Source organism: Siphonobacter sp. BAB-5405, assembly GCF_002872335.1.
GTDB lineage: Bacteria > Bacteroidota > Bacteroidia > Cytophagales > Spirosomataceae > Siphonobacter.
Genome location: NZ_NJAG01000036.1, coordinates 307,698 through 327,125 on the forward strand (window position 1 = coordinate 307,698; position 19,428 = coordinate 327,125).

The 19,428-nt window shown below is 49.8% G+C and carries 15 protein-coding genes; 3 read left to right on the forward strand and 12 right to left on the reverse strand.

The window, feature by feature from the left end:
• Positions 1–509: 509 nt before the first annotated feature.
• The 11 genes from BWI97_RS20620 to BWI97_RS20670 form a co-directional block, all read right to left on the reverse strand.
• Complete coding sequence (locus BWI97_RS20620) at positions 510–1,013, reverse strand: WYL domain-containing protein (protein WP_102202597.1); 504 nt, start codon at positions 1,011–1,013, stop codon at positions 510–512.
• Positions 935–1,477, reverse strand: coding sequence for a YafY family protein (locus tag BWI97_RS20625; RefSeq protein ID WP_102202598.1), 543 nt, complete (start codon positions 1,475–1,477; stop codon positions 935–937). The genes BWI97_RS20620 and BWI97_RS20625 overlap by 79 nt, the downstream gene beginning before the upstream one ends.
• 11 nt (positions 1,478–1,488) lie before the next feature.
• Positions 1,489–2,082, reverse strand: coding sequence for a YdeI family protein (locus BWI97_RS20630; RefSeq protein WP_102202599.1), 594 nt, complete (start codon positions 2,080–2,082; stop codon positions 1,489–1,491).
• Between the two features lie 176 nt (positions 2,083–2,258).
• A complete protein-coding gene (locus BWI97_RS20635) occupies positions 2,259–4,505 on the reverse strand; it encodes an ATP-binding protein (RefSeq protein WP_102202600.1) in 2,247 nt (748 codons plus the stop codon).
• A gap of 543 nt (positions 4,506–5,048) precedes the next feature.
• Entirely contained in the window at positions 5,049–8,075 is a 3,027-nt protein-coding gene (locus BWI97_RS20640) for a PA14 domain-containing protein (protein ID WP_102202601.1), read from the reverse strand.
• A gap of 631 nt (positions 8,076–8,706) precedes the next feature.
• Positions 8,707–10,386, reverse strand: a complete 1,680-nt coding sequence (locus tag BWI97_RS20645; RefSeq protein WP_102202602.1) for a PepSY domain-containing protein — start codon at positions 10,384–10,386, stop codon at positions 8,707–8,709.
• A 7-nt stretch (positions 10,387–10,393) separates the two neighbouring features.
• A complete protein-coding gene (locus BWI97_RS20650) occupies positions 10,394–10,669 on the reverse strand; it encodes a hypothetical protein (RefSeq protein WP_094808397.1) in 276 nt (91 codons plus the stop codon).
• A 2-nt stretch (positions 10,670–10,671) separates the two neighbouring features.
• Complete coding sequence (locus tag BWI97_RS20655; protein WP_102202603.1) at positions 10,672–11,001, reverse strand: hypothetical protein; 330 nt, start codon at positions 10,999–11,001, stop codon at positions 10,672–10,674.
• A 76-nt stretch (positions 11,002–11,077) separates the two neighbouring features.
• Positions 11,078–12,280: a DUF4374 domain-containing protein gene (locus BWI97_RS20660; protein WP_102202604.1), complete on the reverse strand. Its 1,203-nt coding sequence runs from the start codon at positions 12,278–12,280 to the stop codon at positions 11,078–11,080.
• Between the two features lie 4 nt (positions 12,281–12,284).
• Positions 12,285–14,624 (reverse strand): TonB-dependent receptor, encoded by a 2,340-nt coding sequence (locus tag BWI97_RS20665; protein WP_102202605.1) that lies wholly within the window; start codon positions 14,622–14,624, stop codon positions 12,285–12,287.
• Between the two features lie 487 nt (positions 14,625–15,111).
• Positions 15,112–15,738, reverse strand: a complete 627-nt coding sequence (locus BWI97_RS20670) for a MarR family winged helix-turn-helix transcriptional regulator (RefSeq protein WP_094808393.1) — start codon at positions 15,736–15,738, stop codon at positions 15,112–15,114.
• A gap of 120 nt (positions 15,739–15,858) precedes the next feature.
• Between BWI97_RS20670 and BWI97_RS20675 the strand changes: the two genes are divergently transcribed.
• Complete coding sequence (locus BWI97_RS20675) at positions 15,859–17,073, forward strand: FAD-dependent monooxygenase (protein ID WP_102202606.1); 1,215 nt, start codon at positions 15,859–15,861, stop codon at positions 17,071–17,073.
• A 159-nt stretch (positions 17,074–17,232) separates the two neighbouring features.
• On the opposite strand, the gene BWI97_RS20680 is transcribed toward BWI97_RS20675, so the two are convergent.
• On the reverse strand, positions 17,233–18,339 hold the full coding sequence (locus tag BWI97_RS20680; protein WP_102202607.1) for an NAD(P)/FAD-dependent oxidoreductase: 1,107 nt from the start codon (positions 18,337–18,339) through the stop codon (positions 17,233–17,235).
• A gap of 93 nt (positions 18,340–18,432) precedes the next feature.
• Here BWI97_RS20680 and BWI97_RS28405 point away from each other — a divergent pair, with 93 nt between their 5' ends.
• Positions 18,433–19,245, forward strand: coding sequence for an AraC family transcriptional regulator (locus tag BWI97_RS28405; RefSeq protein WP_233207923.1), 813 nt, complete (start codon positions 18,433–18,435; stop codon positions 19,243–19,245).
• Complete coding sequence (locus BWI97_RS29280; protein ID WP_369679075.1) at positions 19,239–19,367, forward strand: helix-turn-helix domain-containing protein; 129 nt, start codon at positions 19,239–19,241, stop codon at positions 19,365–19,367. The genes BWI97_RS28405 and BWI97_RS29280 overlap by 7 nt, the downstream gene beginning before the upstream one ends.
• The last annotated feature ends 61 nt before the right edge of the window (positions 19,368–19,428 follow it).

Sequence of the window (19,428 nt, forward strand, 5' to 3'; positions counted from 1 at the left end):
CACTGTTTGGTAGCGGTCTATTTTAGTACCCGAGGCTTTGCTCTTGACATGTGTTAAAATCTCGTTATCCACCTAGACGGAGTTTGGTCCTCCTTACTAGCTGTTCGATAGCCGGTGAGCCTCTCCGTAACTGTCTAGCTTAGCTCCAGGCCACCGCATTGCCCGCGAGACAGGTTACTCCGTTGCTCACGGGCGGGAGATGTTTTCTTCTTCTGACATCTTTTGAAAGTCGTTCGTTACTAATAGATAGTTGTTAGAAGACAGTCAAATACCTACATCGACGGCATAAAACGACCCCCGTCCTATCGCATTCCATGCCGTAATTCCATTCTGGGACTCAAGCTGCCTTCTATTCCATGTGGGCCATCCCATGGCGGCCGGCATGGGATGCATATGGACGAAATGACCAGCCAACGCAGCAGGACGAAATAGTGATCCTATTCACTAGTTAATAGCTGTCGATTGCTAGCATGAGATGTCCCTCATAAAATACCTAGGTAAACTCTTCTCTAACACCAATGCTCATACACCCGTTTTGCTAACTCGCGGAGGTGCTGCTGCAGGGCTGGCGGTTCGAGGATGGTAACGCCGCTGGCGTAGGGGATTAACCACGTCGCCAGGTACGGTAAAGAACCTACCAGAAAGGTCATGTCAACGCTGCCGTCTGCCTGGGACTGATCGTGCATCCAGCCGTATTGGTGCCGGGTGTCCAGCAGGTGTTGAGCCAGAGCGGGCAATACTTCCGTACGCCGAAAGCGAATCACTACTTTTTCCCTGGATCGCCGCTTGGCTTCCGTTGCCCAGTAGTCCTGCAAGGTTTCTGGACGGGCCGCAAACGTTTCAGTATCCAGCGTTAAGTGTTGAATACGATCCAGCCGAAAATCCCGAAACGATTGCCGAAGTCGACAATACGCCACCACGTGCCAGTGCTGACTCAGATACAGCCCAATGGGTTCAATCGATCGAACCGAGGGAAAGCCGGATTCCGCAGCTTGGTAGTGCAGATGTACCACCGGTGCGTCGAGATGGCCGTCAGTAAAGGCTCATAGGCGTTGGCATAACGAAAGGGCCGGGCAGAATCCAACACCTCAATGAGCGGCGTTAGCGTTTCCAGATGATCCCGGTCGCTGCGTTTCAGGGCGGATCGTAGCTTGTCCATGGCCGTCTGGCAATGTTCAGCCGTAACCGCGTCGGTTCGCTGGCGGGTCAGCTTTTCCGCCGTTAGCAGGGCAATGGCTTCTTCCCGGGTGAATAAAATGGGCGGCAGTCGGTAGCCTTCGAGCAGTGTATAGCCTTTGCCTTCGAGTGTAACGAGCGGTACCCCCGCCTGTTCGAGCGTACGCATGTCCCGGTAAATGGTGCGGGTACTGACTGAAAAACGCTGGGCCAGTTCGGTGGCCGTTAGTAGCCGCTTGCTTTGCAGGAGGGTCAGTAACGATACCAGGCGGGAAAGACGGGTAAATTCGGAATCAGGCATGAATGCTTACACTACTTTTTCGTTCCCTGAATGAACTTGGGTTTCCGTTGCTGATCCGCTCGTTCAACGACCTCGGCAATGCGACTTTGCCGCGTCTCAGCTCGTCTGGCCAGTACCAGCCACTGTAGAATGTTCCGGGTGTCGGTTTTGCTTAACTGCAAAAAGTAGGCGAAGGCTCGGGGCTTTACTTCCAAAGCGATTCGCAAATCTTCAGGAATGATGCCTTCTTCCACCTCGTCCAACACAGTCCAGGAGCCATTTTGCCGGGCGATTTCAATGCTTTGGAAGCCGGCTGGCATCATCAGGCCCTGTTCCGTCAATACCCGGATTTTCTCTTTGTTTACTTTCGACCAGGTACTGCGGGCTTTTCTTCGGCTGAAAAATTGTAGGAAAGCTTCATCACTGACTGGTTTACGTACGCTATCAATCCAGCCGAAGCACAGGGCTTCGTCCACGGCTTCACTCCAGGTCAGCGTGGGCAATCCTGACTTCTTTTTATAAAACAACAGCCAAACCGATTGCTGGGTGGTGTGGTGTTCGTGTAACCAGTCCCGCCAGTGCTGTGGGCTCTGGGGGCAAAAAGTTTCTACTGTTTTTTCTTCCATGCTCTACGTCGTTCACCTAAAACGTTGCTTGTACACCGTAAAGAAAAAAGGGATTGATGACAGCCCTATGTCAGGAGTAGTAGCCGTCATTCTTTTTTATTTAGAAGCGAGGGCGTTACAGACTCGTATCGATTGATTCAAACGGCGAATACCATTTCCTGTCTCCGCTTTGAAGCTTAAATGGGTAAATAGATTTCGAAAGTAGAACCCTGATCAGGCTGACTATGGGCTGTGATCACGCCCCCATGATTGGCTACTACTTTTTCACAAATGGCCAGTCCAATACCCGTTCCTTCGTAGTCGCTGCGTTTGTGTAATCGCTGAAAAACCTGAAAGACGCGGTCCAGATACCGGTCGTCAAAACCAATGCCATTATCGGAAACTGAAATCCGGCAGTAGGCTTCACTGGTACCCAAGGGCCGAACGCCCGTTGGTAATTCCCTGGAAGTTATCTGCTGTACCCGGATGTGAATGTGCGGAGCAACCCCTGGTTTTCGAAACTTCAGGGCGTTGGAAAGGAGATTTTGAAAGAGCTGTTCTAATTGAAAGCGGTTTCCGGCAATGGTTGGTAAATCGTCTACGTCCACGACCGCTTCTGTTTCCGTAATAGTTAGTTCCAGATCTCTTCGTACGGTCTGCACAACGGCATTCAGGTCAATCGGATCGCTCGCCTCCCGCTGCGTAGAGATCAGCGAAAAAGCGAGTAGGTCCTCGATGAGAACAGACATACGCGAGGCAGCGGCCTGCATCCGTTCCACGTAATCTACGCCATTCCCCAGCTGCGGGGCATGCTGCCGAATGAGCAGATTGCCGAAAGACTGAATCTTGCGAAGGGGTTCCTGTAAGTCGTGACTGGCTACATAGGCAAACTGTTGCAGATTTTCGTTCGACCGTAGCAGTAAGCGATTCGACTCCTCCAGTTCTTCGTTGGCCGTTCTCAGTTGCTGAACGGTACTCGCTAACTCCTGATTGGTTATGGTCAATTCCTCCGTTCGCTTCTGGACCTCCTCTTCCAAATGAGCGGCCAGTTGACGGTACCGGGCTTCACTTTCCCGGAGTAACTGTTCAGCCAGTTTACGGTCATGGATATCGACGCCAATCCCAATCCATTTAATAATCTGACCCGTCTCAGGGTGACGGAACGGTGCTCCTTTATTCAGAAACCAGCAGTATTCGCCTGAGGCTGAACGGTTTCGCTGTTCCACTTCAAATCCCTGACCCGTTCGCATGGCTTCCCGAAATGCGGCTACCAGCACAGGGCCATCTTCGGGATGCAGAATATCCGTAGCAATCTGCCACGCCGTCGTGGCTTCATAAGGAACGCCACTGTACTGAATCCACCATTGATTCAAAAACGTCGAATCACCTTCGGCATTCGTTTCCCAGATTGCCTGAGGGATGGTATCAGCAAAGTGCCGGAAGCGTTCTTCACTTTGAAGCAGGGCTTTCTGAGCCCGAGCCCGATCTACCGCCTCCCAGGTTCGTTCGGCCGTCTCTTCCAGTAAGTCCAACTCCAGTTGGGTAAACGCGTGGGGTTGTTCGTAATGGATAAATAATACGGCAATCAGCTGCCCCTGCTTCATCAGGGGTCGATTCACCGTTGCTCCTAACTGCAAAACCCGGTGGGCTTCTTTTTCAACATCAGTCAATGTAGGATCATTGGGAATGTCCGGGCGAACCACTGTTCTACCCGCTAAAAAGTCAGCGAGCAAGCTGGGCCCATAATCCACATACTGATACAGCCCTTCCAGATTGGATACGCCATTCACGTAGTTGCGGGTAACGATGATATGCGTATGATCGCCCTGATCTTCCGCATATCCAACCCGGTCAGCCTCGAGCTGTTCACCCAAAACCCGAGCCGCCTCGTATTGAATCTCGGCAGGGTCCGTTAACGAACGTAGCCGGTCACTTAGCCGCAGTAAAAACCGTTGGCGGGTTTCACTCTCCTGCAGTTGCTGGGTTGGATACGTAAGCGTGACCCAAACGCCGACGGTCTGCCCCACCTCATCCTGAACCGGATTATAGCAGAAGGTACCATTTGTTTCTATACCCCAAACCTGCCGACCAATGGCTAGGTCGTCATCACACTGGGCTTTGCCTTTCGTCAGGATCTCCTCCATAAATGACTTGAATTCGGTCCAGGATTCAGGCCATACCTGAGCGGCGGCTTGACCGGGCATTACCGATTTACCCCATTTTTTCAGAATAGGAAGGTAGGCATCGTTGTAAAAACAAGTGTATTCCTTTCCCCAAAACAAAAAGGAAGGACATTCTGCATTTAGCAATAAGCCAAGGATAGACTTTAAGGTTAGCGGCCAGCTTTCGGGATTTCCTAGTAAGGTTTTCGACCAATCATAGGCACGAATCCATTGCCCTACTTCTCCGCCCCGGCCTAAAAATGAAAACGGGGTGTTATGCATTGATTTCAAGGGTGACGATAATAGAGCGGTGGAGTAACCTAAGTTCTAAACTCTTCCAGGTAGGTAATTACCCCTAAATGTAGGGAGTAAGATCATTTGTTAAGGTATATTTTCTAAAAAGCTTTGCAAACGTATACGGCTTATAAACCCAGTGGTCTTCACACGCTTCACCTCCCTGTAAGTCGCCCCCGCTCCTTTTCTGGCTGGCTAACTCAAAAAACAGGTGCTTGCCTGCTATTTCATTTATGCCTGATTACTAGCCCATAATGGTTGACAAGCAATGATTTCAACCTTGATTCATTAAGGTTGAATGTTTTTTTACTGTCGTGCTTTTGCTGGTAATCATTGTCCAATAGGCATTACCTTCTTCTAACTACTGAAGCTGCGAAGATGTTTGATTGAAAATTCGAAGGGCTCTTCCCCAGATTAATTGTCAATGGATAAATTGGTGTAGTCTAAATACTTTGACAACGAGCGAGCCCGCCGCACTTCTCAGTACAGCGGGCTCGCTCGTTGTCAAAAGTACCTATCTGGCTAGAGCATTTACTGAGCTACTCCGGTTGGAATGGCATTCATCGTATACCAGGCTTCCGTTGCCCACAGTTTAGCACCTGTACTACTCATGACCGTATTGCGATTGAGTCGAACATAGACGACGTGTTTACTTTGCATACCAGGTAATTCAAGAAACACCTTTTTACGATCTTCCGAAACCTGAACCGTTTTGATGGTCAGTCGCTGGTCGTCCAGCTTAGGTCCGCCGTAATCGGCTGTTGGTTTAAACCACCATTGCCGGATGGTATAGTCACTGGCCGCCTGTCCACTGCCTTCCTTGAGCGGTTCGGTAAATTCGATTTCAATACCTTTGGGTTTGGCCCGTACGGCGAGCATTTCGAAGGCAGGCGTGTTGTTAAACGTCAGTTTCTGTAGCCCATAGCCCAGCTTGCCCGTTTGGCCCCAGTTACCCGTAGAACCCACGCCGCCGATGTACAGCGAGCCATCGGGTCCCCAGGCTAGCCGATTCACGCCCGCTTCCAGTCCCTGCGTAAACCGAAACACTACGCCCTGGTACGCCCCGTTTACTTTTTCGGCAAAAACCCGCTTCAACCCGCCATGCGTCACATCGCCGTGAATCATCTGATTTTGATAAGGTCCGACGTTCAGAGTAGCCGGCTGGCTCGGGGAATTACCGATTTCGTCCTGCGTTAACCAGACTACCGGTAAGGTTTCCTTGGCATTCGCCGTGCCCGCAAAATCAACCGAGCGGGAACCATACCAGGCACCGGTCTGTAAATGAACAATCTTGTTGGCCGGTAGCCAGTCGCCCTGATTATCCGCAATATAAATTTCATTATCTACACCAAGGCCAATCCCATTGGGCGTACGCAGGCCCGAGGCAATGAGCGAGAAGGAACCATCCTTCCGGTTGATTTTTACCACTTTCCCGCGATCCGGAATCTGGGGTTGCGTACTGGCTCCACCTGGGTTGATCGCCGTCGCCAGCGTACCATAGAAATAACCATCTTTGTAGACCAGTCCGAAGGCAAATTCGTGAAAATTAGCGGATACTTTCCAGCCGTTGCATACGGTCTGGTATTCGTCGATGAGGTCATCTTTATCCGAATCCACTAGCTTGGTCAGTTCCTGTTTCTGCATGACGTAGATTTCATTATCTACTACTTTAAGACCCAGGGGTTCTGCCAAACCGTAGGCAATCCGTTTCACCTGAATCTGCTCGGGCGAGCTTGCTTTCCGGGCATCGACCAGGTATACGGAACCTAGTGAATCCCAGGTACTGACCACCATTCGACCATCGGAAAGGAAGTCCATACCGCCAACTTTAGGCTTAAACGACTCAGGTCGGGCCTGGCTAAGCGTAAAGCTGGGATGAACGTCTACCAGCGGTGACTGATCACCGGGTACTTCATCTTTTCGCACTTCAATCGCCCCCTGTTGCGTCCGTTTGATGTCCTTGCCTTTGAACGTAAATACGCTGGGCGGCACGACTACAAAAGCTTTACTACCGTAGGGCCGCCATTGCAGCGATACGCCTTTTCCGTACTCGCCCTGGTAGTATTCCAGGCGAAAAGCGTGTTTTCCCCCCTTCAGAATAATCTCTCCATCGGTGGGTTTCAGGCCGTGGTTCACACCGTTATCTACCACCAGTTTGTCATCGATAAACAAGCGTCCGCCATCGTCGCATACGAGACGAAACACGACGTTGGTCGTCTTGGGAATGTTCAGTACCCCACTGGCGTGCATGACGAAATTGGTCTTTAAGGTACCAAAATCATTATCCTCCCAGTGCAGGGCATTCATGGATCCCGACTGGATGGGAGCCATTTCGTCGTTGATTTCAGGAAGCGTCGAAAGAGTACTGCTAAACTGATACACATTGACGGCCATGCCCGGCAGTTCCGTATTGGCGGCTACTTTGGCAGGATTGAGGGGCTTGAACGTGACGGGGTAGCTCGGTTTGGGCATCAGCTTACCCGCTTCCCGCTTTCTTTCTTTTTCAGCGTCCAGATCCAGAATGTAGGAAACCAGAGTAGCCGCGTCTTCGCGTTTCAGGTCTGGGTGAGCGGTCATGGGAATTTGACCCCAGTTGCCCGCTCCTCCTTTGATTACTTTCGTGATCAGAGCTTCGCGGTTTTTGTCCGTACGATCGTACCGTTCGGCAATGGCCATGTACGAAGGGCCCACCGTTTTTACATCGCGGTTATGGCAGGTATTACAGTCGCTTTTCGCAAAAAGATCAGCGACTATCTGTTCCTGATTTTTTTGCTCGCTAGCTTGTTTTACTGCGGGTTTCGCCGTGAAACTGACTTTAAAAGTGGTCTTGCCATTGGCGTTGAGCTGTAATTTTCCGGCAACCGTTTGAAAGGATTTATCTCCACTTTGCTCCGTACCTTGCTCGCTTATGGTGAATGTTCCGTCGGTTTGGTAATCGCTGGCGGCGGCGAGCGAATTCAGGTGCATAGCCAGCGTAACCTGTACCCCGGCGGGTACATGCTTCGTCACAAACGCTCGCTCAAATCCGGCCCGATTACCGGAAGCATCGAAAAATTCGGGGTTTTCTTCAATCTGAATTTTTTTGCCCTGGTAATCCAGTTCGTACTTCAGCGTCAGGCGATTCTGGTGAATGGTGTGGCCTTTGTACGTGATGGTGGGCGTTATTTCTTTCGCATTTTCTACGATACGCCAGGGGTTATCCGCTGGCTCTTCCATGTACGAAACACCCGAGGAAACGGGCTGCGGACCGTGAGCGGAAGTATACACCGGGCCGCCAAAATTGATGGTACCCAGCCAGGCCTTGTACAAGGAAGCGGTTTGGGTATTGTACGCTAACCAGAGTTTGTTGTTTAAGGCCACACTCAACATGCGGGGCCGACCATCCAGCACGGATCGGAGTACCCAGGCTTCTCTCGGGCGATCCTTCGCGACAACCGTTTTTTGAATGGATGGAGGTGCAATAAAAGCAGTACTCACTACCGCCCCTACCATCGCAGTAGTTAGCAGCCTTACCAGACGGGCGTGATTCATTTTTAATCGAAAAGCAGTATAACTCATATGATTTTTTAGATTTTACGAAGGTCTGGCCTAAAACGAAAACCATATGATCTACCCGAATCAATTTAAAATCACATTTTCTCAATATGGGGTATTCAGGATTAAGCAGTCTGCTATTTAATAGCGAATACGCTAGCCTTGGAGAGTCCCACGCCACCGTCCTGTACAAATGGAAAGGTTATCTTTCCATATCGGAAGCAAACGATCGCCTGTTCAGATATACTACTGTCGTCGTTTTTCTATTATCCGGCTTTTCAACCGCTCGACTTGAAAAGAAAATTTTCGCCCTGTTGAGTTGGCTGGTTTTTTAGTCCCTATCGCGAACGCTGCTAACTTCCTCTTGCTCAGGCCACCGCATTGCCGAGGGAGCCACCATGGGATGGCCCCCATGGAATGAGGCGGCTTAAGCCCCAGAATGGAATTCCGGCATGGAATGCGATAGGACGGGGCCCGGTTTTATGCCGTCCATGCAGAAATCGGCAAACTTCAAATAATAAATAACAATCAACTAACAACTACATAAATCATCAAAAGAAATAAACCGCACCTGAGCCGTCCCTAAGGGACGAAAACCTATTCTATTTAAGACAACCCACTCAGAAATGTAATTCCTAACCACTAAAACTCCCCATCAGGCATGCCCTAACTGCCCGACTTTCTCTTTGGTTGGTACGGCACTGGGCTCTGCTCGCCTTTTTTGTTCCATCTTCCACCAGATTATTCCGCTCAACAGGGAAAGGATCAGGAAGAGTACATCGATGAACAGAATATCGTACGCCTGTCGATTCAGCGTGTTCCAGAACCAGTTGCCGCGAACCACGCCATCCAGTACAGGCAGGAGAAAACAGGTCACCGCTGACAGGAAAGTGGATTGCCGATTCACCAGATCCAGATCTTTGCGAATCAGAAAATACACGCTCAGTGCTAACCAGGGGTAGAAATACCAGTGGTAAATTTCGGGTTGTCCCGGTTTATCCAGAAAAAGCAGGGCGATCATGGCAAAAGCAGTAACCGGCAACATGCTTAGGCTGGAGGAGATATAGACATTGGCCGTCCAGAAATTGAACGCTCGCTTGCGGGCGGGGATGTTCTTCTTATCGCGGGCAACCAGCCAGATCATCACGCCTGAATTAATGACCAGACAGCCCATGATTCCCAACACAAAATAAATGACCCGCAACGGCCGTCCGCCATAATCACCAAAATGTAGATGGTAGATGAACCCTTTAACGGTATCAATATACGAAGGAGTATCCAGGGGCGAATGCTCTGCCATCACTTGCTGATCATGGACGCGGTAAATGAGTTCGCCCTGTCCGTTGAGCTGAGCATCCGTATGGGCTTTTCCCTGAATGACCACGTGCATATTTTCATCGCCGTAATTCCGGATGGCTACCAGACTGACGTCGCTCCTCTGCCATTTTTGTTGTACCTGACTTACCAACTGGTTGATGTCAAATGAGGATTGTAAGGGCTTACTGGCGTAGGGAAATTCCTGTTTGACGCCATAGCCTAAATCCTTGTAAATCTTCTCTTCGTTACCCTTGTAAAATAATTTCGTGTACGGAATAATCAGGAAAGAATTGAAGATCAGGATCACGCCCGTTAGGGCAAAAACGAGCTGATAGGGAAAGCCAATGACGCCCAGTACCGTGTGAAGATCCGTCCAGACGGTCTTCCATTTAGTCCAGGGTCGGAAGGTAAAAAAGTTAGAAACGAGCTTGTCCCAGTGCAGTAACAATCCCGTAATCAGGGCAAAAAGGAAAATGAAGGAAACAATCCCCGCCAGCAAGTATCCGAACGGAACGCCGAGCCGGAAGGGAAAAACCTGATTCAACTGGGCTAAAAAGTGCAGGCGGTACAGAAATTCGCCCATCGTATAGGAAGTAGCATAATCTGCTTCCTTCTTTTTACTGAAATCGTAGGTAAAATAAGCCGAGTCGCCATCGCCCCTCCGGCCCCGACCGCCGCGTTTGGCTTCCGGTTTTTTCTTGGGTTTGAGTTTTTGTACCTCGGGATCGTGGGAAGCGGTCATGGAAACATACGCTCCCGGGGCATTTCGCTGAATGGTAAAATCAATATCCCGCCCTTTAAGGGTATGATGACGGGAAAGCGAATCCAGAATGTAGTTGAAGTCCTTTTTGATTAGACCTTTCTGACTCAGGTACGACTCATTCTTCTGCCAGGCTGCCAGGTCGTCCCTGAAAAAAGAGAAGGAACCCGCAAAAAACATGACGTACAAAATCGCACAGATGATGATTCCGCTGACGGTGTGCGTGTTAAAGTAGATATTGTATTTCCGGTTATCCATAGCCGTTTTAAATCAAGTAAATACCCGTACATATACCGATTAACACTACATACAGAGCCCAGGTCTTCCACGCTTTGGGAATGAGAAAAGCCACGAGCAGAAGCGTTGCCCAAAGCAGATAGCCGGTAATGAATGAAGTCACGATTACCTCTTCTTTCGGAATCAATCGGGTCAGGGCGGCGTGAAAGCTGAGGGTAACCAGGTAACCTCCCACGGAGCCCGCCAGTATTTTGGATAACTTGATCCAGGGTGATTGGGTCAGGTATTTTTTGTTAGCAGGCATGGTCAGAGGAATCGTTCAAGGAGTACACAACAAACATAAATCACGGCCACACCCGGCGTGCGGAGGTACTGGAAAGGTTCGATCACCACGCAGAGACAACCAACGGCCATCAGCCCCACGACAAAACCCGCAAAGCCACTCGCCACGCCCCAAAGCCAGATAAAGCCCACGATGGCCAGTAGCCCGAGGAAAGCACCGATGAGACGTGTCTGGGATTTATGCGTGAAAGCATAGCCCATCAAACCAGTAGGAGCCTGCCGTTTATTGGACGCTGACGTGATTTGCCAGAGGTAAAAGGCGATGAACTGAATCAGGTACAAGGTGCTAATCATAAGTCATTCAGAATAAGGGGTATAAACCAACAAACCGGAAGAGCTTCGCATCTCCCGGTTCGTTCAGTAGCATATCTTATTTCAGGTGCTGAATGGCCGTAATGGATCCACCTTCCACTCGCAGGCCACGGGTAGCGGTTTGCGTACTGGCATCGATTTTGTAAACGAAGCTGTTGCCGTCTTTCAAATTCACGCCTACATAACCCGTTTTTCCGTCTTTGGGCGTGTAGTTGTTGGTGGTCAGGTTCGAAATGTCTTCCAGTTTCGGCAGTCCCGTCACGACTTTGTACGTTTTATCCACGACGTTCACAATACCCACTCGTGATCCAGCCGGGAAAGAAGTTTTTTCAGCTTTGGACTGCGAATGCACGATATAAGTGTTATTTCCCAGGTACTGCCAGGACGTAATGTTCATCCCTCCACTCGCCGCTTCTACGTCGAAGTAATAACTTTGATCAAACTCCGTGGTACCAGATTTAATTTTCAAAATCGCCGCAGGTTTGGTCGTAGAAATTTTATTATCCGTCGTTGCGGCTGAAGGAGAGAATCCGTACACATCACCATTTTCCTGCACGGAAAGGCCATCCTGGAAATAGCTACCCAGGAAACTCGCCCGATCATCCGTGATTACCTTTTCGAGTTTCATATCCGCGTAGTTGAAGATGGCAATGAACGCCTGATTCGGATACTTGGTATTGAAACTTCTATCCAGAATGGTTTGATACGGAGCAAACACTTTGGTACCCACTTGTTTCAGCCAGGTAAAGTGAGCCAGCTCGCCCAGCTTTGTCATTTCCAGCGTATTAACCGTTCCTTCGGAGGTGATGGTCAGGCTATTGGTATTTACCTTATACCAGCTAGATGTTGGAGCAGTCAGGTTTCTTGAAATTTTAAACAGTAGTAAGTCATCATTAACCGGTGCAAAGGCCTGTACTGTTTCCGTCTGGAAGTTCGTCAGCTTATTGAGCTTTCCGTCCTGGATGTTGTAGGCCGTTACGGCTCCGGGGTTGCCCTGGCCGTAGAGCATACTAAAAAACTTGCCATTGTGCGTGACATAATAGCGGTAGGTTCCATCCTGCTCTACGCCGTTCCTTTTCGTTGTAATGGTATCGGAATCGAGGGTTTGGGCGGTCAGCAGGTAATCGGCCGCACCCGTCGTAGCCGCCGGACTAACGGTCAATATGAAGTTACCCGGATTACTCGGACCGGATTCATTTTTAGAACAGGATGCCAGCATACCTGCTGCCACAGCTAATGCGAGCGTTGATCTCAATTGCATAGAATTAAATTTTAAAGGAATTAAAGAAATAGCGAACGTTGAGGTAAAAGCCACGACCGGGCTTTTGTAAACTGAAGTTGTCGTATAGGCGTCTATTGGTGAGGTTTCTTACTTCCAGGCCGATATTGTACCGTCCGTTCTTGAGACTGTAGACGGCATTCATGTCGTGCGTTAACTGCATAGGAATACCGGATTTCGTGATATCGCTAGCAATGCCCCGACTAGGCCAGTATAGCCAGAAAGAATGGACATAGAGCATGTTGTAGCCAATATTGAGGACATTCCCCTTCTGGCCCAGATTGCGTAGGGTGACTGAGGCATCGACATTGCCGAACAAGAAGGGAATGTTGGGCATCTGATCCTTGTAGACCGGACTTTTCACCCAGTTGCCATAATTATCCAGTACGTATTCCTGCTGGTTTTGCAAGTACTGATAGGTAAGCGTAGTGCCGAGCGTAAAGAGTTTTTTATAGGAATACCGTACTTCTCCTTCGCCGCCGACGGTAAAGACGCCATCGAGGTTATCGAGTACCAGGGCTGACTGATTCTGGTTGAACCGGGAATAGATGTAATTGTAGGAATACCGGTAAATGGCGTTGGCATTAATCAGGAAGCGATGATCCTCCTTGGCCGCAAAACCGTAACTAAACCCGGCATTTATGTTCTGGCTTTCTTCGGGTTTAAGGGTAAGATTCCCCTGTACTAACTCCACATCGCCGAACAGTTCATTGGCCTCAGGTAAGCGATTGGCCCGCTCGTAGGAAGCCTTTAACTGAAGCGTAGGTGTCACAAAATAACTGACAGCCGCCCCAAAGCCCAGTTTATTAAACGAGGATTGTCCGGGGGTGTTTTGATACAGATACTTGCCAAAAACAGACGTGCTCCACTTGTCTTTTTCGTCGTAGGTATACCCCAGACCCAGTACGTTTTTGTTGAGGCGGGGCCGTACATCGCCCCGGGTAAAACTGGGGTTAAACACATCCGAACCCTTCCGGTTAAAGGTACTAAATGCATTACTCAGGGCCAGGGCCTGCCGTTCCGATAGTTTGTAGTTAACCGTAGCCGTGGCCAGCCCATTATTGTTGGAGTATTTCGATAGGCTTCGTCCACGACCTTCCCCACTTACATTCGGCTTGGAGTTGCCAAACCAGTCAAAGCGGGCCGACAGCGTATCAATGTTTTGCTCCTGACCCAGGTTGTAATTGGCATTCAGCGTTACGTCCAACCCCTTGATCAGGTCGGTTTTCCGATACTTCAGAGTGGGCATGACGATGTTACCGCGTCGGTGCCAGCCGCCGAATACCGCTACCATCCGGGCTCCGGTCTGAAACTCTTTGTAATTTTTTCCCAGGGTTATGCCGAAAAGCAGCTGATCCGCGAATTTTTTACCTACTACGCCCACATTGGCTACCACCGTTTCATTGTGGTACGTGTCGTGGAAACGTCTCAGGACCGCATCCCGCTGGTACTTTCCAGTGTAGATGTCTGAGGCATCCACGGTTACTTTGTAGTTATTGTCCGAATAGTTCTGGAAAGCGTTCAACCGGAAAGTGAAACCTCCTTTGGTCGTAAAAGCGGCGTTTACTACACTGCGGTGGGTGTTGAAGGAACCATAGGAATACGAAGCGTCTACATAATTCCGGAATCGATCCCCCGTAACAATGTTAATTGCTCCGCCCAGAGCATCCGAACCCAGCCAGATGGGAACAACCCCTTTGTACACTTCCAGCCGATCCGCGATGTTGATGGGGATGTTGTTGATTTGAAAGGACGAACCGAAATTGTCCATCGGTACCCCATCAATAAAATAGCGAATCCGATTGCCGGAGAAACCATTCAATGAAAGGTTGAAGTTGGACCCTACGCCGCCGGACTCCCGCACCCGTACGCCGGATACCCGGTCCAGGGCACTGCTCAGATCCAGCGTCGAGTTGTACAACTGCTTGGCATCCACGGCGGTAACGTTAAAAGCCTGACGGTTCACTTCCTGAACTTCCGTACGACCCACTACGGTAACCGTATTGAGATCAACCATGCTCTCCTGCAACGTGACTTCGATACGACTGTCCTCTTCCGCTTTCACTTCTGCTTTCTTGTGTAGCGTCTTGAATCCTATACCACTGAAGACCAGCGTATAATGCCCGGGGGTAAGGTTCGAGAAGCGGTACTCTCCTCCCTGATTGGAAGTAGTTACCTTGTTAAGTTCAGTAATGCGAACGGTAATGGCTGGCAAAGGAGAACCCGTCTGGTTCTGGATAACTCCTCGAATCGAGCTTAGACGTTGAGCATGCGAAGAAAGAGCGATGGTGCATACACACATCAGCAATAGTTGTCTAAAATACATTGGTACAATGTGACAGTTAAACGCACCTTTCGGATGAAGCATTCAAAGTGAAGTAGTTTCTATGGGAGAAGGAATTCGGCCACAAATTTATCTTTATTTATACTAAGTCCAAATAATAATAACAATAAGTTTTGAGTTAGCCGTCGTATCGACGAGGAGCAGCGGGTGTTCAACTCGCCTATTAAACTGACCAGCAACGAGATGACCACCCAAACCATGAAACTTGAAAAAGCGGGACAGGAAAGACTGAACCTTGCCAGATTCGCGTATAGATAGCGTATCAGGCTTGTCTTGGGCCTTTACTACTAATCAGTAAACAGGATTGGAAAGCAAGAAGAATCGGGGAACAGCCACTACGGTATCCTGGATGTAAGACAGCATTTAACCCATTCAAAAAATAAAGGCAGTAAACGAGTGAGGTAAACCCTCTGCCTCATTACTGCCTCGACCTGACTGGAAACCCCTGATCAACAGGGGTCGCGTCTGCTTAGGGTTTGTAATACGGGAAATGATAATTGTTCAAATACTGAAGCACTTGTAACAAATGCTTCCGTTCGGTATCATCCAGATCGGCCAGCGTACTGGGCTCCAGCTGGCTTAGGGCCAGGGATATTTCCTGAATGGTCTGATGGCCCTTTTCGGTAAGCGTGAGTCGTTTGGAACGTTTATCCCGCTCATCAGCCCCTTCTTCGATCAGACCCTGCTTAATCAAGCGTCGTAAAATGTCCATCCCCGTGGTTAGCTCAATGGCATGGGCTACACACACCTCCTTTTTCGTAGGCCGATCCATTTCGTGGATGAGGGACAGAAACAGAAATTCATCCGGGCCGCTCATGCCATGCTGCGTCATCATCGGCTTCACGTAAAACTTCACGTACCGGATCAGACGACCCATGAAAAACCAGGCCAGGAAATCTTCCCCCTCCCGAAAGGCATCGGATAAACGCATGCCCGATTTCATGAGGGGCTCGGCTCCGGGATGGGGCTGTGTTTGCTGTAAGGGATTCGTGTTCGTTAGCAGCCAGCTTGCAAATTCCCTCATGCCTCCCTCCGGATGTTCTTCCGTAAAACGTTCCCATTCCATCACAACCGGGACTGCTGAAACTTTAGCCATATTTAATACAATTTCGTAGTATTATGAAAACAAAACTACAATATCGTTGTTTTGTCAATGTCGATCGTAACGCATGTGTAGTGCCTACGAATCTGACGAGTCGCACCAAACTACGAAAAAATGACAAAGCAAAAACAGAAAGTCCTCATTGCCGGGGCCAGCATTGCGGGTCCGACCCTGGCGTATTGGCTCCACCAGTATGGATTTGAAGTGACCCTGGTGGAACGAGCGACGTCGCTTCGTTTGGGTGGTCAGAGTATTGATGTGAACGGTCCTGCTCGTAAAATTGCTCGTCTCATGGGGATAGAGGAGGAAATTCGGGCAGCAAATACCGGCGAGCTGGGCACTCACTGGGTGGACAAATCGAATCAGGTAAAGGCCAGTTTTCCCAGAGAAGGGGCCGGGAGTCTGACCCAGGAACTGGAGATTGTCAGAGGCGACCTCGTAACTATTCTTTACGAACATACCAAAGAACACGTAACCTATCGGTTTGACGATCAGATCAGCCATCTGCAACAGGATGACCAGCAGGCAACCGTCACCTTTGCCAGCGGATCAACCGAATCCTATGATCTGGTGATTGCTGCGGATGGCATCCGTTCCAAAACCCGGCAGTTGATGTTTGGGGACGAACCCGTTTTTAACTACCTGGGCCTTTGCACGGCTTACCTCACTATTGCCAAAACCGAAACGGATCCCAACTGGGCTCGCTGGTACACGGCGGACGACTCCCGCGTGTTACTGCTGAGGCCCGATCGTCAAGGCACCACCCGGGCTTCCTTCAGTTTCCTGGTACCGGAGGAGGCGTATAACCAGCTGGATCGAGCAAACAAAAAGGCAATTCTCATTGAGCGATTAGCGGGTGCGGGTTGGGAAGCGGATCGATTAGCTCAGGAAGTAGAAAAAAGTGAGGATATTTATCTGGATGGCGTCGGACAAATCAAAGCTCCCCGCTGGTCATTGAATCGTTTTGCCATGGTCGGAGATGCCGCCTATTGCCCCGGACCCATTACCGGCAAAGGTACGACCCTGGCTATGGTAGGAGCGTATATTCTGGCGGGCGAGCTAGCTACGCATCCGCAGTACGCCGATGCTTTTGCCCGTTACGAGCGAATCATGCGGCCCTATGTGGAGTCCGTTCAGAAGCTACCTCCGGGTGTTCCCCGCTTAGCCTATCCAAAAACGGCCCTGGGGGTATCGGTGGTCAATACGGTTATGGGGATACTAGCCAGTGAACCCGTTCAAAAAATGGCCCGTGTACTGGGTAGCTCCGAGACGGAGAAAGAAGAGAGGATGGACGGCACGCCACTGCCCGAATACAAGCCTGCATACTAACTGACATTCAGCTCGTTTTTTATAGCAACTCACTTAGGCAGCCTTTTTATTCTGGGAAACGCTTAACGAACGTTGCTTTGTACCCGCTTCTCGGTCTTGTTAGTTAAGACAGTGCAGTACCCGCCGTTTTTCCACCAAGCTGTAACCTTACCCCTATATTCACCAAAGAAACGCATGAAACGAAAAGTCCGGCTGCCGCATTTGCTCTTCATTCCGGGCCGACTCCTCCTGTGCTTTCGTTGCGTACACCCGCATTTCCTGTTCATACGCAGCAATCGCCGCAGGTACGGTTTCGTAGTTCCCGCTGGTTAAATTTTCGGCTAGTAACAGAGCATCCATCAAACCCGTATTGACTCCCTGACCCGCAAAGGGTGGCATGAGATGGGCGGCATCGCCGATGAGCGTAATGGGTAAGGGACGATCCGTTTTCCAGGCTTCATCAAGCGGTAACTTCCGCGTCGGTAATGCCCAGTAAACAGCGGTAGCCCGGAATAACTGCTGATAGGGTTCTGCCCAACCGTTGAACTGATCGGCAATCAGTCTCCGCATACTTTCCGTACTGGAAACATCGCCTTCGTTCGGCAAAATGACGTTGTACGTCAACACGCCCCGGTTGTTGGGATTGGCCACCAGAGCCTTCGCCGCATGAGCACTCATCAGGATGGTACCCTGACATAATTCATAAAAATCCGGGCATTTCATGGCGGGATCGACCACCTCTCCCTGAATCATCAGCGTTCCCGTTTCTTCCACTTCACGATCCGTTACCCATTTTCTTACCTGAGACATCCCGCCATTCGCTCCAATGACTACGTCAGCGGTAGCCAATAATCCCTTGGAAAAATGCAGTACCCAACTCCCCTCCGCTACTTCGAGACGGGTACATTTGCGGTCCCACACTACCGTCCCTTCGGCTAAACTGTTCAGCAGAATTTCCCGTAGCACATTCCGGTTGATTTCGGGTTGGTCGTACTGGTTTTCGGGCGTAGGTTGTTTTGTGAAGTGTATGTGTCCCTGTTCATCCGCCAGCGTTCGTCCCATCGGTACGGCTTCGGTCAGGTAACGTTCCAGCAAACCTGCCTGTTGAAAAGCTTTCTGACCCGTCTCCCGGTGTAGATCCAGCGTACCACCCCAGATTCGGGCGTTGGCATCTTGATCCCGTTCGTACACCCTTACATCCACGCCTTTTTGCTGGAGTAATCGGGCCATGGTCAGGCCCACCGGACCCGCACCAATGATCGCTACTTTCTTATCCTTGAGTACCATCTTGTTGTTTGATTAATGATGGTACAAAAGTCGACGACCTTTCAAAGATAAAATAGCTATCTTAGGCCTAAAAATAGTCGTAAACGATCATCCATGAACCTGGATTCAACGGTACCTAAAATTCTACCTCTATTGGCTGAACGGCTGGGTACGGTCGTTCAGAACCGAACTGTCCTCATCCCGGAGACCTTTGGTGGCGGTACCTGTTCCGGCTATGTTTTCAATGAGCACCTCCGGTTACTGATTCTGAATTACGACCTCCGCGAAGATCTGATCGTTAAAAGTCCGGAGGTCATGCCTCCTGGGAAAATGATTCTTTTCAAATTTCAGAACGTCATTTCCGAAACCCAAGGAGCCAATAGACCTTCGGTTTTGATTGCTACCAGCCACATGCAAACCGATGGAGTGGTTCCCATTCACTCCCATCGATCTACCCTTAACATCGAAATAGACGCCCAGTATTTAAAGAGTTTGCTGGATACTTCGGACCTGCCGCCCCTGCTTCAAAGCCTTCTCGAAAACACGCAGCCTTTGCTTTTTGAAGAAATGATTTTCCCTTCTTTACAGGCAATCGTGGATGCGATTGTCAGCGAAACTGTCGAAGAAACCTTCAAGCTATTTTTTCTACGAGTCAAGGTAGAAGAACTGATTTGCCGCTTACTGATGGTTTTAAAAAAGCGGGATCAAACGCCGCTGTATGCCCTGAATCCACACGACCTGGAAATCATCTATACAATTCGGGATCAGATGCTTGCCCGACTGGAAACGCCGCCCGTTATTGAAGAATTAGCCCGGCAGGCCCACATGAGCTCCTCCAAATTCAAACGCTTATTCCGGCAGATTTTCGGCGACAGCTTTTTAGTTATTACCAAACCTTCCGAATCAAAGAAGCGGCTCGTTTGCTAAAAGAAGAAAAGCTATCGGTAGCAGAGGTGGGATACCGGCTGGGCTTTACCAACCTGAGTCATTTTTCCAGGGTGTTTTACGAACACATCGGTACAAAACCGAAACAGTACAGTCGGTCCTGAAAGGTGATTACCAGAGTAAAAACGCTTTCAGCTACGCCTTTAAAAAAAATGGGTTACAGTG

Excerpts from the sequence above, each read along its gene's own strand:
- BWI97_RS20625 (WP_102202598.1), bottom strand. The coding sequence starts at position 1,477 with ATGCCTGATTCCGAATTTACCCGTCTTTCCCGCCTGGTATCGTTACTG.
- BWI97_RS20630 (WP_102202599.1), bottom strand. The coding sequence starts at position 2,082 with ATGGAAGAAAAAACAGTAGAAACTTTTTGCCCCCAGAGCCCACAGCAC.
- BWI97_RS20635 (WP_102202600.1), bottom strand. The coding sequence starts at position 4,505 with ATGCATAACACCCCGTTTTCATTTTTAGGCCGGGGCGGAGAAGTAGGG.
- BWI97_RS20640 (WP_102202601.1), bottom strand. The coding sequence starts at position 8,075 with ATGAGTTATACTGCTTTTCGATTAAAAATGAATCACGCCCGTCTGGTA.
- BWI97_RS20645 (WP_102202602.1), bottom strand. The coding sequence starts at position 10,386 with ATGGATAACCGGAAATACAATATCTACTTTAACACGCACACCGTCAGC.
- BWI97_RS20650 (WP_094808397.1), bottom strand. The coding sequence starts at position 10,669 with ATGCCTGCTAACAAAAAATACCTGACCCAATCACCCTGGATCAAGTTA.
- BWI97_RS20655 (WP_102202603.1), bottom strand. The coding sequence starts at position 11,001 with ATGATTAGCACCTTGTACCTGATTCAGTTCATCGCCTTTTACCTCTGG.
- BWI97_RS20660 (WP_102202604.1), bottom strand. The coding sequence starts at position 12,280 with ATGCAATTGAGATCAACGCTCGCATTAGCTGTGGCAGCAGGTATGCTG.
- BWI97_RS20665 (WP_102202605.1), bottom strand. The coding sequence starts at position 14,624 with ATGTATTTTAGACAACTATTGCTGATGTGTGTATGCACCATCGCTCTT.
- BWI97_RS20670 (WP_094808393.1), bottom strand. The coding sequence starts at position 15,738 with ATGGCTAAAGTTTCAGCAGTCCCGGTTGTGATGGAATGGGAACGTTTT.
- BWI97_RS20675 (WP_102202606.1), top strand. The coding sequence starts at position 15,859 with ATGACAAAGCAAAAACAGAAAGTCCTCATTGCCGGGGCCAGCATTGCG.
- BWI97_RS20680 (WP_102202607.1), bottom strand. The coding sequence starts at position 18,339 with ATGGTACTCAAGGATAAGAAAGTAGCGATCATTGGTGCGGGTCCGGTG.
- BWI97_RS28405 (WP_233207923.1), top strand. The coding sequence starts at position 18,433 with ATGAACCTGGATTCAACGGTACCTAAAATTCTACCTCTATTGGCTGAA.